We start from the raw sequence: 14,871 nt of genomic DNA on the forward strand, positions 1-14,871 counted from the left end.
GCATCGATCAGAAGGGCATCATGAAACCGCACCTGTCGGGGATGATCCCCCCGGTCGTGTCGCCCCTGACCGCCGAGCACCGGCCCGACACCGGCGCCGTCGAACGTCTGGCGGCTCATGTCGTCGGCGGCGGCGCCACCGGCGTCTTCGTCCTCGGATCCTGTGGCGAGGGCCCGACCCTGGAACCCGACGTCGCCACGGCGATCACGCGGGCCTACGTCGACGCGGTGGCCGGCTCCGTTCCGGTGCTCGCCGGCATCGGCGAGGCGAGCACCGAGCGAGCCGTCCGGGCGGCGATGGAGCACGAGCAGGCCGGCGTCGACGTGCTCGTGGTGATGGCGCCCATGTACTTCAACACCGAGACCGACGACGCTGTGGTCCGCCACGTCACCGCGATCGCCGAGGCCACGCGCCTGCCGCTCGTCGTCTACAACATCCCGCACCTGACCCACCACCCGATCACGCCTCGGGCGCTGCGGGAGGTCGCCGCCATCGACGCGGTCGTCGCGCTCAAGGAGTCGTCCGGCGACTGGGACACCTACAGCGCACTCGCCGAGACGGCGCGCTCCACCGGGCTCCAGGTGTTCCAGGGCGCCGAGGCACTGATCGCCCGCAGCCTCGCCTCCGGGGCGGACGGCGCGGTACCCGGGATCGCCAACGTGGTCCCCGGCCTGGCCGCGGAGCTCGTTCGCGCGGGCCTCGCCGGTGACACCGTTCTGGCAGCGGACCTGCAGCGACGGCTCGACGACGTCTGCGCGCTGTACCGGTCCGGGTTCTGGCTCAGTTCCCTCAAGTCGGCACTGGCCGAACTCGGGATCACCGGCCCGACGGCCGGCCGGGCGCTCGCGCCGCTCGACGGCGACGGGTTGAGCGAGGTCCGCCGCGTGTTGACGGTGGCCGGCCTGATCGGGGCGCCGGCATGACGCTCGTCGAGGCCGACGTGCTGGTCGTGGGTGGCGGGGTCGGAGGCGTCGCTGCCGCCCTCGCCGCCGCGGACGCCGGGGCCACGGTCATCCTCACCGAGGCGACCCGATGGATCGGCGGCCAGTTCACCTCGCAGGCGGTGCCGCCGGACGAACATCCGTGGATCGAGCAGTTCGGCGCGACCGCGACCTACCGCCGGTTCCGTGACGAGGTCCGCCGGCACTATCGCAGGTGGTACCCGCTGTCCGCGTCGGCGCGGTCGGCGCTGTACCTGAACCCGGGGAACGGTGCGGTGAGCGCGCTGTGCTACGAGCCCCGGGTCGCGCTTGCCATCCTGCAGGCGATGCTCGCGCCGCACCAGCGATCGGACCGGCTGGCCGTCCGCACCGAGCTCACGCCATGGCAGGTCCACCGCGACGGGAGCAGGATCACCGCCGTCGGCTTCCGCTCCGCCGACGGATCGGAGGAGTGGCTCACCGGGCGCTACGTCCTCGACGCGACCGAGACCGGGGAGTTGCTCGCGCTGGCGGGGATCCCCTACGTCACCGGCACCGAGTCCGCCGCCGAGACCGGCGAGCCCGACGCTCCCGGCGTCGGAGACCCGCAGATGATGCAGGGCTTCACCGTCTGCTTCGCCATGGACCACGTCGCCGGCGAGAACCACGTGATCGACCGGCCCGCGCAGTACGACCGGTGGACGGGCGCGGACGCACCTGTGCGCCCCGCGCCGCAGATCGGCTGGCCGGCGCCGTCCGCGGACCCGGCCGAACGCATGCGCCGTGTGCTCCGGCCGAACCCCGCTCCGGCCACGGACCCGGCGGTCATCGTCTCGGCCAGTCACCAGGGGCGGTTCGGCGACAACGGCGACTATAGCCCGATCGAGGACATCTGGCGCTTCCGCAGGCTCGTGGCCCGCGGCAACTTCGACCCGGCGCCGCCCAGCGACATCACGCTGATCAACTGCTCCGCGAACGACTACATCGCCGGCTCGATCGTCGACGTGGAGCCCGAGGTCGCGGCCGCGCACCTGGAAGGAGCGCGACAGCTCAGCCTCAGCTTCCTCTACTGGCTGCAGACCGAGGCGCCGCGGGCCGACGGCGGCACCGGCTTCCCGGGGCTGCGCCCGCGCGGCGACGTGACGGGCACCCCGGACGGCCTGGCCATGGCGCCGTACATCCGCGAGGGCCGGCGCCTGCGCGCGCTCGAAACCATCACACAGAACGACATCGCGGCATCGGTTCGGGGTGCGGCCGGCGCACGGGAGTACGACGACAGCGTCGGCGTCGGAAGCTACAAGATCGATCTGCACCCGTCGACGCACGGCGGTGAGCGGAAGTACGACGCCGCCTGGCCGTTCCAGATCCCGCTGGGCGCGCTGCTGTCGCCGGACGCCGACAATCTCGTCGCCGCCGCCAAGAACATCGGGACGACGCACATCACGAACGGTTGTTATCGCGTCCACCCGGTGGAATGGAGCGTCGGCGAAGCGGCCGGGGCGCTGGCCGCCTACTGCCTCGCCAGCGGTGCCGAGCCGATCGGCGTCCGGCAGTCCCCGGCACGCCGCACCGAGTTCCAGCGAACGCTCGTCGCACGCGGGGTGGACCTTGCCTGGCCCCGCGTCGCCCCGTACTGATGCGAGGTTGGTAGATGCGCAGCGATGAATGGAACGTCGTGGTCGTCGGGGGCGGGGCGGCGGGGATCGCCGCCGCGCTCGCCGCCGGCCGCATGGGAGCGCGGACCCTCCTCGTGGAGCGGGCCGGCTTCGTCGGCGGAGTGTCGGCGACGCTTCCCTGGCTGGGATTCCACGATCAGCGCTACCAGCGAGTCGTTCGGGGCCTGGCCGGCGAGTTCGTCGAGACCCTCGCTCGCTCCGGCCACGCCTCGCCGATCACTCTCGACCCGAAGTGCGGCTCGCTCGCCGCCGTACATTCGCACTACTGGAAGATCCTCGCTCTCCGGCTGCTGCGCGAGGCCGGTGTCACGGTCCTCATGCACGCGGTGTTCGTCGACACCGTCAGATCCCATGACCGGATCACCGGCATCGTCGTCGAGTCCAAGTCCGGCCGCGAGACGATCACGGGACAGGTGGTGATCGACTGTTCGGGCGACGGCGACGTCGCCGCACGTGGGGGAGTCGCGTGGGAGAAGGGCCGGACGGGCGACGGCCTGGTGCAGGCGCCGACTCTGGTGTTCCGGCTCGGCGGCATCGACGACGACGCCTTCCGCAAAGCCTGCCAGGACCCCGCCTTCAACTATCGCGAGTGGCTCGCCCCTTACCCGAGACTGTTCGCCCAGATGGCGGAGAAGCTCGAGACTGTCGACACGTACGTTCTCGGTGGCTTCGCCGGCGTGGTGGAGCAGGCACGTCGCGCCGGCGACCTGAACGTGCCGCAGACCCGGATCGTCGGCGTGAAACTCCACACGCGTGAGACACCGAACGAGCTGAGCGTCGTGATGACACGAGTCCTCGGCCTCGACCCGACCGACGTCGACTCGCTCAGCGAGGCGTACGCGCGGGTCTACGAGCAGGTCCCCGAACTCATCCGGTTCTTCCGGACCTACGTGCCCGGGTGCGAGCGGGCGCATCTCGTCGAGATCGCGCCCATGCTGGGGATCCGTGAGTCACGGCGGATCATGGGCGACTACGTACTGGCGGCGGACGACCTCATCTCCGGGGCGCGACACGACGACGACGTCGCCATGGGCGGCTACCACATCGACATCCACCGGCCGAGCGGAAGCTGGGTCAGCTCCACGAATGTCCGGGCGTACGGCATCCCGCTCCGGTCGCTCATCGCGCGTGGCGTGGACGGCCTCATGATGGCCGGCAAGTGCATCTCGGCCACGCACGAAGCGATCGCGTCGTCGCGGGTCATCCCGATCTGCATCGCCGAGGGACAAGCCGCAGGCACGGCCGCCGCCCTGGCGTCGCTGCCGGGCCGCGATGTCCGCTCCGTCCCAGTAGCCGAGCTGCAGTCGGTCCTCGTCGATGCCGGCGCCGAACTCGGACTGGACGAGCTCGAGCGTCATCCCGACGCCGACTCGTGGCCCGAGCTTCCGTTCGAGGAAACCAAGGTCGCACCCGACGCGGTGATCGCGGACAGCGCTTGGCTCACCTGAGCAGACCCGAGCGCCGTACCGAGGCGTCGGCCGTCACCGCCACGCCACGCGCAGCGCCGTCGTCGCCGCGAAGGGGTCCTGGCCGCGGTGGGTGAGGAGGATCCCCTCGCCCTCGGGCGTGGCGGTGCGCACGGGATCGCCGGCACTTACCCAGCGGTTCCAGGCGGCGGCGAAGGCGCGCACCCGGCGCACGTTCACGCCCAGGACCGACGGCACCGCGTGATAGACCACCGGGTTCGGCGGCGCGTCGCCCGCAAGCCAATCGCGGCCGGCGCGGCGCAGCGCCTCGGGACGCTCCGGGATGGTTTCGACGATGTAGCGCGGCACCACGTACCGGGGTGAGACCAGCGGAGCGAGCAGCTCGTCGAGCGCGGCGACGAACACGGCGGACGTCTCGGCGCTCGTCCCGGTGAGGACGAGACGGTACGTCCCGTCGCGCTCGGCGGCGGCGGTCACCGCGGCGGCGCCGGCCCCCGACAGGCCTGCCTCGTGCAGGGCGTCGGCGACGGCGCACGCGAAGTCGAACGGGTCCGGCCCGGCTGCCAGCCCGGCGAGGTCCCGTCCGGCGCGCAGCCGGCCGGCGCGTACGCGGCGTACGCGCACCCCGCCGGCGGCCGCACCGAGCGTCAGCGTCACCGCAGCGGGCCACCACAGTGCCGCCACCGCCAACACGGCCGTCAGCAGTGCTGTCAGCGCGGCCGCAGCCCACCAGTGATTCGACCGTCCGTACGTCTGAGCCGGCAGGTGGCCGTCCCGGCCGGCGCCGTGCGGGGCCGGGACCAGGGCGGGCGGGCGACGGCCGGGCTTCGGCCCGGGGCCGGGTCGCGCAGACTCGCCGAGCCGCGGCGTCACCCGGATGGTGTGCACCAGCTCGTCGCGGTACGGCGTGCCGACCTGCCACAGCGCCCGCACCCGCTCCCGGTCCTCGGCGCGGGTCAGCATCAGGGCGTTCTCGGCGGCGAACTCCGCGACCGGCGGAGGCGCGAACGGCGAGAGCCGGGGGTCGACGTGGCCGACCCCGGCGGCGATCTCGCCGGAGTCGGTGACGGCGAAGTAGCCGTCGTGCTTGCGGACGAACCGGTCCCAGCTGTTCGTGCCGCCGGGATGGTCCTCGGAGATGCACACGACGGTCCAGGTGTGGGCGACCTTCTCGGGCCAGTCCGGGTCGGTGCGCAGCGCCCGGCCGCGGGTCTGCACCACCGCGGTCGGGGTCGTGGCGGTCGTGAGGTCGACGAGCGTGTTGACGCCCTTGGCGTTCCAGCCCTCGCCGAGCAGGGCCCGCGTGCCGACCAGCGCCCGCGTCGCACCGGTCTCGTAGAAGCGGGTGACCAGCGGCACCCAGTGCCGCGACCGCCACCGGCCGGTGACGTCGACCATCCCTGTGGCACGTTCCGGGAGGTCGTCCAGGTCGAGGCCGGGCGCCTGCTCACGGACGAACGACACCAGCTCGCGCGCCGTGGCGACGTCGGCCGCCACCGCACGCCCGGTGACCAGGACCGGGCGTAGAGCAGCAGTGCGTGGGTCGGACAGCAGCCGGGCGAGCACGAGCCGCGCCGACCCCGCGTCGGCGTCGATGACGCCGCGCAGGCGGGCCGGCAGGGTGGCCGCGGCCCGCTCGTGGTCGCACAGCACCAGCGCGCGCAGCCGGTCACCCAGGTTCGCCGTCTCAGCGGCCAGGATCTCCACCGTGGCGTCAGTGGTCGCCTCACTCCGGGCCAGCACTCGGTCGACGGGGGAGCGGCCACGGCGGATGCCCCGCTTGGTCAGCTGGTACCCGATCCCCGGCAGGGCGCCCTTGATCGCGTCGACGGCTGCTCGATCGCGTGGGTCGTCCGAGGTCAGCAGGCCCGCGGTCACCCAGTCGTGCAGCAGCGTCACCCAGTCGTGTGCAGTCGGATCGTGCCGGTGCTCCTCGCGGACGACGGCGCCGTCGGGAAGCGCGAGCAGCCCGGCGTGGTGGAAGCGCAGCGCGGCCGCCGCTACGTCCGGCGCGTCTCCCTCGAGACGCGACCACGCGAGCGGTGGCGCCTGGCCGGCGCCGGTCCGCCGCGTCACGAATCGCTCGTCCAGCCAGTTCAGCAGGCCGACGCTGGCGAAGTCCGGTGCGAGCAGGTCGTTCTGGAGCTCCGCGAACCGCTCGGCCTCCGCGGCCAGCCACTGCGACTCCGTCGGTGACGGCGACGTGAACCAGGCCAGCTCGGCGAACGGTGCGAGGTGCCCCTCCCGCACGACCGACGGGATCGACGTGCTGTACAGCGGCGCCCCGAACAGCCGGTCGACCAGCTTCGCCTGCTCGGCGGTCAGCGTGCTCGGCGGCGTCCCCGTCAGTCCGATGACGTGCGCCTTGGGCAGGTCGTCGAGCAGTTCGGCCAGCAGCCGGCCCCAGACCTCGAGCAGATGGTGGCATTCGTCGAGGATGAGGGTGATCGGCCCGGCCGTCTCCAGCGCCTGGACCAGTGCGCGGCCGTTCTCGTGCAGGCGCCCGCGCAGGCGTCCGCCCGTCCGCCCGTGCCCCTCCTCGTCGACCTCCGCGTCCGGGTCGAAGGTGGCCAGCGCCTGATACGTCAGCGCCGTCACAGGACGGTCCAGGCCACGGTCGGTCCCCGCCGGGATGTGCGCCGGGGTGAACTCGCGCCACGCCGCGACCCACTGTCCCTGGATGGCCGTGTTCGGCCCGAACACGACGATCGGCCGGCCCAGGCGCCGGGCCGCCTCCAGGCCGACGAGGGTCTTGCCGGCGCCGGGCGGCAACACCACCCACGCCCGCTGCCGCCCCACCGCGAACGCCTCGCCCAGCGCGTCGAGGGCGAGCCGCTGGTGGCGCCGGAACGGCCGCGGATACCCGGCCGCCGCCCACCCCACCTCGTCGCGCATCGGCTCATCATGCCGTTCTCGTCAGCGGCGCAGGATCGAGGTGAGGACGCGGAGGGTCAGGACGCCGCCGAGCAGGAGGAGGCTGTAGGCGACGAGCTCCAGCAGGCGTAGCGACGTGGTGAGCTGTGGACCGTCCTCGATGCTCAACAGGATGGCGCCGACGACGCCGGCGGCGGTGGCGAGCACGGTGAGCAGGGATTGGTGGACGAGCGAGGTGATGAACGCGCGGTCCTGGCGGTCGGCGATCACCCTGGTGCCGCTGGAGAAGCGGCCGTGTTCGAGTGCGCTGGTGAGCCGGTCGAGCCGGCGGGGCAGGCGTCGCGCGAGGGGGAGGAGCTTGGCGGCCTCCGCCATCGCCAGGCTGCGCAGGGAGTCCGGGTGCATCGCGTGTTGCAGGTGCTCGCCCGCGAACGCCCGGCATTCCGCCACGATGTCGAAACCGGGCGCCAGCTGGGCGAGCGTCCCCTCGACGGTCGCGAGCGCACGGAAGACCGCGGCCAGCTCGGGCGGCACGGCGACCCCGTACTTCGTCACGAGCCGGAACAGGTCGGAGAACATCGTCACGTCGACGGTGAGCCCGGGACCCAGGTGCCGGGCCATGAAGCGGCCGATCGCTCGTTCCAGCCCGGCCTCGTCGACCTCCTCGGGGCGCTCGACGATCTCGATCAGCGAGTCGGTGAGCAGCGTCGCGTCGGAGGTCTCGATCGCCAGCAGCATGCGTTGGAACGCCGACCGGACGCTCGGGTCGAGCCGGCCGACCGAGCCGAAGTCGAGCAGGCCGAGCCGCCCGTCGCGCAGGAGCAGCAGGTTGCCGGGATGGGGATCGGCGAGGAACACCCCGTCGAGCATGATCTGCGTGAGCAGGGCCCGAAGCAGCCGCCGGGCGAGCTCGTCCCGATCCATTCCCCGCTCGACGATGATCGTTTCCGCCTGGTTCAGGGGCAGGCCGTCGAGGTAGTCGAGGACCAGAACCTTCGACGTGCAGAGCGCGCGATGCGTCGGAGCGATCACGACGTCGTCGCTGCGGTGGGTGGCGAGCACGCTGGCGATGTTGCGTGCCTCGATCTTGAAGTCGAGCTCCTCCCACAGGGCCTCGGCGAACCCGTCGGCGAGCTCGCGCAGGCCGATCGACCTCGCCCAGTCGGCCCGCCGCTCCAGCATGCTGGCGATGCGCAGCGTGATGTCCAGGTCGCTGTCGACGATGGGACCGATCCCGGGCCGCTGCACCTTGACGACCACCTGTTCGCCGGTGTGCAGCCGGGCCCGATGGACCTGGCTGATCGAGGCGGCGGCGAGCGGCGTGCGGTCCAGCTCGGCGAACACCTCGTCGACCGGCCGCCCGTACTCCTCCTCGAGCAGGGCTTCGACGCCCTCGTACGGGATCGGCGCGACGTGGCTCTGCAGCCGGCCGAGCTCCTGGGTGAACTGCGGCGGCAGCAGGTCGTGCCGGGTGGAGAGGATCTGGCCGAACTTGACGAACGCGACGCCGGCCTCCTCGAGCGCGCGGCCGAGGCGCCGGGCGAGCTCGGCGCGTTGGCCGGGCAACGGCGCCTTGCGCGAGCTGGTGTAGCCGCCGAGGCCGTGACGGGCGGCGATGCGGCTGACCTGGAGGTAGCGGCGGACCCGCCGCTGCCATTGACGAAACCCGCGGTACCAGCGCAGCGGGCGCAGCCTCGACCCGGCGGGTGCGACGAGCTCGCCGGCGAGGAGGACGCCCATCGCGGCGAGCACGCCGATGCCGATCCACAGCACGACGAACGGCCAGCCCTCGCCGCTGACGCGTTGCCCGAGCGCGAACGCCGACGCGCCGACGCCGGCGGCGCCGGCGAGGATCAGCCGCACGGGGCCGGCCCGCAGCTCCAGCATCCGGCGGGCGGCGAAGGAGAGCAGCACGATCCAGAGGGTGACGAAGCCCGCGACCACGAGCGCGCCGACGTTCACGGCCGTCCCGCGTCCTGGCGCCCGTGCCGTCCCGCGAACGCGGGAACGAGCGCGGCGCCGGTCGTTCCGGTGGCTTCGATGATCAGCACGTTGGTCGGTGCCATGGGCTCCCTCACTCAGGTGTCGGCCCGGCCGCGCTCTCGCACTACTAGCGAGACTCGCATCGCGGCTGCCCGAACCGCGTGCTTCTAGCCGGGACGCGTCATCCTAGTGTCCTGCGCCGGAAATCCGCGGTCGAAGTTGGTGTCCAGGTGGATGCCTCGCAAGGCGCCGGAGGAGGTCGATGCGGTGCCATCGGACGACGACGGCAACGCCGCGAGGCGCCGCATGGGCGCCAAATCCGGCCGCAGGGATTTCCGGCGCAGGACACTAGCGGCTGTGGTCAGGATTCGAGGAAGTCCTGGATCGCTGTGACCACCGCGGACAGGTCGGCGGCGTCCGGGAGGTGGTAGGGGCCGTCCAGGGGGACGAGGTGGGCGTGCGGCAATGCGGTGGCCAGCTGGTGGGCACCGGCGAAGGGGACGACGCGGTCGTGGTTGTAGTGCAGCACCAGGGCAGGGGCGGTGATCCGGGGGAGCAGCTCGGAGACGTCGATCTCGTAGACGGCTTCCAGATAGCCGGCGGCCACCTCGCGGGGTGCCGAGTCGCGCAGGACCTGGGCGAAGTGGAAGGCGGCGGCGTCGGAGGCGCCCGGGCGGTAGAGGTCGGCCATCAGGCGAGAGCCCAGGCCCCAGTGGGCGCGGACCATGTCGACCAGGGTGCGGTTGAGGTCGGTGTGGGTGAACACGGACGGCCCGCTGGCGTACGTGCCGAAGAAGATCAGCCGGTCGACCAGCTCCGGGTGGCGGGCGGCGCAGGCGATCGCCACCGGGCCCGCCTGCGACATGGCCAGCAGGCTCGCCCGGCCGCCGGTCCGGCGGATCACGGCGGCCAGTTCGGCGACGCTGGGCTCCAGGCCGTAGTCGCCGGGGACGCCGCCGCGGGACAGCCCCGTGCCGTACCGGTCGTACAAGGTCAGGCGGGTGCGTCCGGCCAGGCGCTGCAGGAGGGACGAGCGCGGGTCGCGGCCGGAGGCGGTCACCTCGATGGAGGAGACCCAGGCGGGCAGCGCGATCAGTGGCGGGCCGGCGCCGATCTCGGCGTACGCGATCGTCCGGTCACCGGCGGAGGTGTAACGGGCCTGCAGGCCGGCCAGCGGTGGCGGGTCGGCGGGTGCGCCGGGGACCTCGTGCCGGAGAATCTCCAGCTCCAGCCGCCGTATCGGCTCCGACGGCTCCAGGCCGAGCTCGTCGGCCAGGTGGTCCTTGTAGGCCTGGTAGCTCCGCAGGGCGTCGGCATGGCGGCCGAGCTCGTACAGCGCGCGCATCAGCAGGGCGCGGCCGCGTTCCCGCAGCGGGTGCTCGGCCACGAACGGCTCCAGGGACGGGAGTGCCTCGGCCGGCCGGTCGCACTCCAGCAGCGCGGCGGCCCTGGCCTCGGCCGCCGCCAGCCGCGCCTCGGTCAGGCGGATCGCCGCCAGCCTGGCCACGTCGGTGTCGGCGAACTCGGCGAAGGCGGTGCCGCGCCACAGCCCGAGGGCGTCGTCGAGCAGGCTGACGGTCTCGGCCGGCGGCGCCTGCCGCGCCTGGTCCACCAGGGCCTCGAACCGGACGGCGTCGATCTCCACCGTGTCCGGACGCAGTGCGTAGCCCGGGGGACGGGTGACCAGCACGTCCGGGCCGAGCATCCGGCGCAGCCGGGAGACCAGGCTGTGCAGCGCGCTCGCCGGCTCGGCGGGTTGCGCATCGCCCCACAGCAGGTCCGCCAGCCGATCGGCCGAGACGACCTCACCAGGCCGAGCCAGCAGCGCCGCCAGCAGGGCGCGCTGACGGTTGCTGAGCGGAAGCGGCTCGTCCGCCTCGACGGCCTCGACAGACCCGAGCACCCAGAACCTCATGCGCCGCGACGATAGCCGCTAGCGAATGGCCGTGCCGGCGATCTGGGGGTTGATCGGCAGGAACGCCGATCGCATGCTGTAGCGCTGTAGCTCCACGGACGTGAAGCCGGCGTCGCGGATGGCGCGCTCGGTGTCGCGGCGGACGTCGCAGCCCTCGAAGAGCCAGTGCCAGGGCCTGGCGGCCAGCCGTTGCAGGCGCCCGTAGCCGCCGTCAGCCCGTACGTGCTCGAGGAACAGCAGCCGCCCGCCGGGGCGCAGCACCCGCCACGCCTCCTCCACGGCCGCGACCGGGTCGGGCACGGTGCACAGCACCAGCGTGCTCACCACGGCGTCGACGCAGGCGTCAGGCAGCGCGATCCGTTCGGCGCTCCCGGCGCGGAGCTCCAGGTCGATGACGTGGCGACGGGCGGCGGCCCGCAGCGGGCCGTGCATGTGGACGTTCGGCTCGATGGCCACGAGCCGGGTGCCGGGCCGGTAGTAGCGCAGGTTGGCGCCGGTCCCGGGGCCGATCTCCACGACCTGGTCGGGCAGGTCCGCGAACAGGACCCGCTTCCGCGCGCCGACGAGCAGGTGGGCGTAGCGGTCGACGGCGCGCAGCGTGGCGGCGTTCAGGCGCCCCCGGATCGGGTTGCTCAGGCGGTGCCCGGTGCTCGTGTCCGGCTCGCTCATGCTGCCGCTCCCTCGGTCTCGATGCCGGTGGCGAACTCGCTGATCAGCGCGTTCACCTCGGCGGCCCGGGTGACCTGCGGGCAGTGCCCCGCTCCCGGCAACGGACTGAGGACGGCGTCCAGCGCCCCGGCGAGCACGGCCGACCAGGCGGCCGGCACGACGGCGTCCCGGTCGCCGTGGATCACCAGGACCGGGCAGGTGACCTGCCCCGCCAGTCCGCGCAGCTTGGCGGCCTGGCCGGCGGCCGACCGGCCCGAGCGCGCGGTGACACCGGCGGCGAGCACCTCCGGGGTGGCGTCCAGCGCCATCCGGACACCGTCCTCGCGAGCCTCGGCGGTGGCTTCGTCGCCCAGAGCCGTGTCGACGAACCACCGGGCGAAGCCGGGGTAGTCGCGCCGCCAGGCGTGCCGGTTGTAGCGCGCCCACCCGTCGTCGTCCGGTAGCTCCTCGTCGAAGGTCGCGATGGCGCGCACCAGGGGAGCGCGCTCGTCACCGGTGAGATCGACCCCCGCGGAGATCAGCACCAGCCCGGCGACCCGGTCCGGATGCAGCGCGGCGGTCAGGTAGGCGACCAGCCCGCCCAGGGAGTTGCCGACGAGCACGGCCCGGCCGGCTCCGGCCGCGTCCAGCACCGCGAGCGCGTCGGCCACCAGCTCGCTGACCTGATAGCGCTCCGGTTCGGCCGGCCGGTCCGACCGGCCGCTGCCCCTGGCATCGAACGACAGGCAGCGGAACCGATCGCCCAGCACGTCACGCTGGGCCGCCCACAGCCCGCTGCCGGCGATCATCCACGCCGGCAGGAAGAGCAAGGCGGGCGCACCCTGCCCCACCTGCTCGTACGCGATCCCCACACCATCGCGCTCCACCCGGCCCAGCTCTGGTCGCAGCATCATGTCTCCTCGGCGGTGCTCGCTCGAAACGGCTGCCACCAAGGTCCCCGCCCCGCCTGTCGCGCCACTGTCATCCGGCTTGCCGCCGGCTGCCGAGCCGATCCCTGAGGCCGTTGTCAGTGAAAAACCCTGAAGACACTGTCGGTGGGGCGCGATACCGTCCTGGCGACCACGATGAGTTTTGGCACTACCGCCGGTCTGACTCCAACGACCGACACTCGGACCTCAAGGGGGGAAGATCATGACACGCTCACTCACCGGGCGCCTGACCGGGCGCTTCGGCAAATGGGTCGTGCTCGCCGTCTGGCTGGTGCTCGCCGCCGTCGGCGGGAGCCTCGCCGGTCAGCTGACCGACGTCGAAGAGAACGACACCGTCGAATGGCTGCCGAGCAGCGCCGAGTCGACCGCCGCGTTCAAGGAACAGGCCGACTTCGCCTCCACCGATGCCGTCCCCGCGGTCGTCGTCTACGTCCGCGACGGCGGCGTCACCGACGCCGACATGGCCAAGGCGATGGCCGACGCCGAAGAGTTCCAGAACTTCGAGGCCCTCGACGGCGAGGTCCAGGGCCCCATTCCGTCCGAGGACGGCGAGGCGCTCGAACTGATCGTCCCCCTCAACATGGGCGACGACTGGGAGGCGGCGCCGGACCTGCTGGAAGAGGTGCGCGATCAGGCCACGGGCGAAGCCGGTGACCTGCAGGTGGAGGTCGCCGGGCCGCTCGCGATGGTGGCCGACCAGGCCGAGTCGTTCAGCGATCTGGACGGCAATCTCCTGATCGCCGCGGTCGCCGTCGTGATCGTGATCCTGCTGCTGACCTACCGCAGCCCGATCCTGTGGATCCTGCCGTTGCTCTGCGCCGGAGTCGCGGTGACGTGCGCGCAGGGCGTGGTCTATCTGCTCGCCAGGTACGCCGATCTGACCGTCAACGCGCAGAGCGCGAGCATCCTCGCGATCCTCGTCCTCGCGGCCAGCATCGACTACGCGCTGCTGCTCGTCGCCCGCTACCGCGAGGAGCTGCGCCGGCACGACGACCGGCACGAGGCGATGAGCGTCGCCCTGCACCGGGCCGGCCCGGCCGTCATGGCCAGCGCCGGCACCGTCGTGCTCGGCATGCTCTGCCTGGTGGTCGCCGAGATGAACTCGACGGCCGGCATGGGCCCCGTCCTCGCTGTCGGTGTCGCCGTCGGCATGGCGGCGATGCTGACGCTGTTCCCTGCCGTCCTGGTGATCTTCGGGCGCTGGATCTTCTGGCCGCGGCGGCCGCACGTCGGCAGCGACGAGCCCACGACCCGCGGCTTCTGGGCCAAGGTCGGCAACTCGATCCGCCCCCGGCCCCGGCTGGTCTGGGTGACCACCAGCGTGATCCTCGGTGCGTTGGCGCTGGGCATCACCCAGCTCAACGCCAACGGCCTCACCTTGGAGGAGGGCTTCACCAGCGAGCCCGACTTCGCGCAGGCGGAGCAGGTTCTCGGTGAGCACTTCGACGTCGGCGCCGGCGACCCGGTCACGGTGATCGCGAACGCGGACCAGATCGACGCCGTGTCGTCGGCCCTGGAGGACAACGCGGCCATCGGCTCCGTCAGCGAGCCGGTCGTCGTCGGCGACCGGGCCTACGTCGAGGGCACCCTCACGCTCCAGCCCTACAGCGACGAGGCGGGCGACGCCATCGACGACATCCGTTCCGCGGTGCACGGCATCGAGGGCAGCGACGCGGTCGTCGGCGGTTCAGCCGCCATCAACGTCGATCTGCAGGAGGCGTCGGCGCGCGACAACGTCGTCGTCATCCCGCTGGTGCTCGCGGTGGTGCTGCTGATCCTGGTCCTCCTGCTCCGCTCGCTGACCGCGCCACTGGTGCTGATCGGCACGGTGATCCTGTCGTTCGCCGCGGCGCTCGGGGTGAGCGGGTTCGTGTTCGAGAACGTGTTCGGCTTCGCGGGCACCGACTCGTCGTTCCCGCTGTTCGCGTTCGTGTTCCTCGTCGCCTTGGGCATCGACTACAACATCTTCCTGATGACCCGGGTGCGTGAGGAGGCCATCAAGGTCGGCACCCGGCGCGGTGCCCTGATCGGCCTGGCCGCGACCGGCGGCGTCATCACGTCGGCGGGCGCGGTGCTGGCGGGGACGTTCGCGGTGTTCCTGGCGATGCCGCTGGTGTTCCTGGCCGAGATCGGGTTCGTGGTGGCGTTCGGCGTCCTGCTCGACACGCTCATCGTGCGGGCGGTGCTGGTCACCGCGCTCAACCTCGACATCGGCCGGCACATGTGGTGGCCCAGCAAGCTCGCGAAGGTGGAGGACTCCGACGAGACTCAGGCGCCTCCAGGAGAGCGCACCCTCACCGAAGCACGTCCCTGAGACCAGGCCGGCTCCCGCTTCCCCACGCGGCTCTGCGCGGGGAAGCGGGAGCGGCCGGTCCACAACGGGTCTGCAACATCGGTTGACACCTGCTCTTACCGGCGAGTAAGAACTCGCATACAGTCCGCCGGCCGCGCTGAACGCGCAGCTGACGTGGACGGAGG

Annotated in this window: 9 protein-coding genes; 4 read left to right on the forward strand and 5 right to left on the reverse strand. The window is 72.5% G+C overall.

Annotated features, from left to right (window positions below; genetic code table 11):
* Positions 1–20 precede the first annotated feature (20 nt).
* From BLV05_RS17115 to BLV05_RS17125, 3 genes are read left to right on the forward strand one after another with little or no spacing between them, the layout of a single operon-like run.
* Positions 21–923: a dihydrodipicolinate synthase family protein gene (locus BLV05_RS17115; RefSeq protein ID WP_082155742.1), complete on the forward strand. Its 903-nt coding sequence runs from the start codon at positions 21–23 to the stop codon at positions 921–923.
* A complete protein-coding gene (locus tag BLV05_RS17120) occupies positions 920–2,557 on the forward strand; it encodes an FAD-dependent oxidoreductase (RefSeq protein WP_046772127.1) in 1,638 nt (545 codons plus the stop codon). The genes BLV05_RS17115 and BLV05_RS17120 overlap by 4 nt, the downstream gene beginning before the upstream one ends.
* A gap of 14 nt (positions 2,558–2,571) precedes the next feature.
* A complete protein-coding gene (locus BLV05_RS17125; RefSeq protein ID WP_052763063.1) occupies positions 2,572–4,044 on the forward strand; it encodes an FAD-dependent oxidoreductase in 1,473 nt (490 codons plus the stop codon).
* 33 nt (positions 4,045–4,077) lie between these two features.
* Here the strand turns inward: BLV05_RS17125 and BLV05_RS17130 are convergent, their stop codons facing one another.
* The 5 genes from BLV05_RS17130 to BLV05_RS17150 form a co-directional block, all read right to left on the reverse strand.
* Positions 4,078–6,918: a DEAD/DEAH box helicase family protein gene (locus BLV05_RS17130; RefSeq protein WP_046772126.1), complete on the reverse strand. Its 2,841-nt coding sequence runs from the start codon at positions 6,916–6,918 to the stop codon at positions 4,078–4,080.
* A gap of 21 nt (positions 6,919–6,939) precedes the next feature.
* Positions 6,940–8,859: an ABC1 kinase family protein gene (locus BLV05_RS17135; protein ID WP_046772125.1), complete on the reverse strand. Its 1,920-nt coding sequence runs from the start codon at positions 8,857–8,859 to the stop codon at positions 6,940–6,942.
* A gap of 382 nt (positions 8,860–9,241) precedes the next feature.
* Positions 9,242–10,795 (reverse strand): alpha/beta fold hydrolase, encoded by a 1,554-nt coding sequence (locus BLV05_RS17140; RefSeq protein ID WP_046772124.1) that lies wholly within the window; start codon positions 10,793–10,795, stop codon positions 9,242–9,244.
* Positions 10,796–10,813: 18 nt separating this feature from the next.
* Entirely contained in the window at positions 10,814–11,464 is a 651-nt protein-coding gene (locus BLV05_RS17145; RefSeq protein WP_046772123.1) for a class I SAM-dependent methyltransferase, read from the reverse strand.
* Positions 11,461–12,357, reverse strand: a complete 897-nt coding sequence (locus BLV05_RS17150; protein ID WP_082155741.1) for an alpha/beta fold hydrolase — start codon at positions 12,355–12,357, stop codon at positions 11,461–11,463. The genes BLV05_RS17145 and BLV05_RS17150 overlap by 4 nt, the downstream gene beginning before the upstream one ends.
* A gap of 238 nt (positions 12,358–12,595) precedes the next feature.
* On the opposite strand from BLV05_RS17150, the gene BLV05_RS17155 reads away from it, so the two are divergent.
* Positions 12,596–14,707, forward strand: coding sequence for an MMPL family transporter (locus BLV05_RS17155; protein WP_046772122.1), 2,112 nt, complete (start codon positions 12,596–12,598; stop codon positions 14,705–14,707).
* The last annotated feature ends 164 nt before the right edge of the window (positions 14,708–14,871 follow it).

Source organism: Jiangella alkaliphila (genome assembly GCF_900105925.1).
Taxonomy (GTDB): Bacteria; Actinomycetota; Actinomycetes; order Jiangellales; family Jiangellaceae; genus Jiangella; species Jiangella alkaliphila.

What these genes read in the sequence shown, in the direction of transcription:
- BLV05_RS17120 (WP_046772127.1), top strand. Translation starts at nt 920, where the DNA reads ATGACGCTCGTCGAGGCCGACGTGCTGGTCGTGGGTGGCGGGGTCGGA.
- BLV05_RS17115 (WP_082155742.1), top strand. Translation starts at nt 21, where the DNA reads ATGAAACCGCACCTGTCGGGGATGATCCCCCCGGTCGTGTCGCCCCTG.
- BLV05_RS17155 (WP_046772122.1), top strand. Translation starts at nt 12,596, where the DNA reads ATGACACGCTCACTCACCGGGCGCCTGACCGGGCGCTTCGGCAAATGG.
- BLV05_RS17150 (WP_082155741.1), bottom strand. Translation starts at nt 12,357, where the DNA reads ATGATGCTGCGACCAGAGCTGGGCCGGGTGGAGCGCGATGGTGTGGGG.
- BLV05_RS17125 (WP_052763063.1), top strand. Translation starts at nt 2,572, where the DNA reads ATGCGCAGCGATGAATGGAACGTCGTGGTCGTCGGGGGCGGGGCGGCG.
- BLV05_RS17130 (WP_046772126.1), bottom strand. Translation starts at nt 6,918, where the DNA reads ATGCGCGACGAGGTGGGGTGGGCGGCGGCCGGGTATCCGCGGCCGTTC.
- BLV05_RS17145 (WP_046772123.1), bottom strand. Translation starts at nt 11,464, where the DNA reads ATGAGCGAGCCGGACACGAGCACCGGGCACCGCCTGAGCAACCCGATC.
- BLV05_RS17140 (WP_046772124.1), bottom strand. Translation starts at nt 10,795, where the DNA reads ATGAGGTTCTGGGTGCTCGGGTCTGTCGAGGCCGTCGAGGCGGACGAG.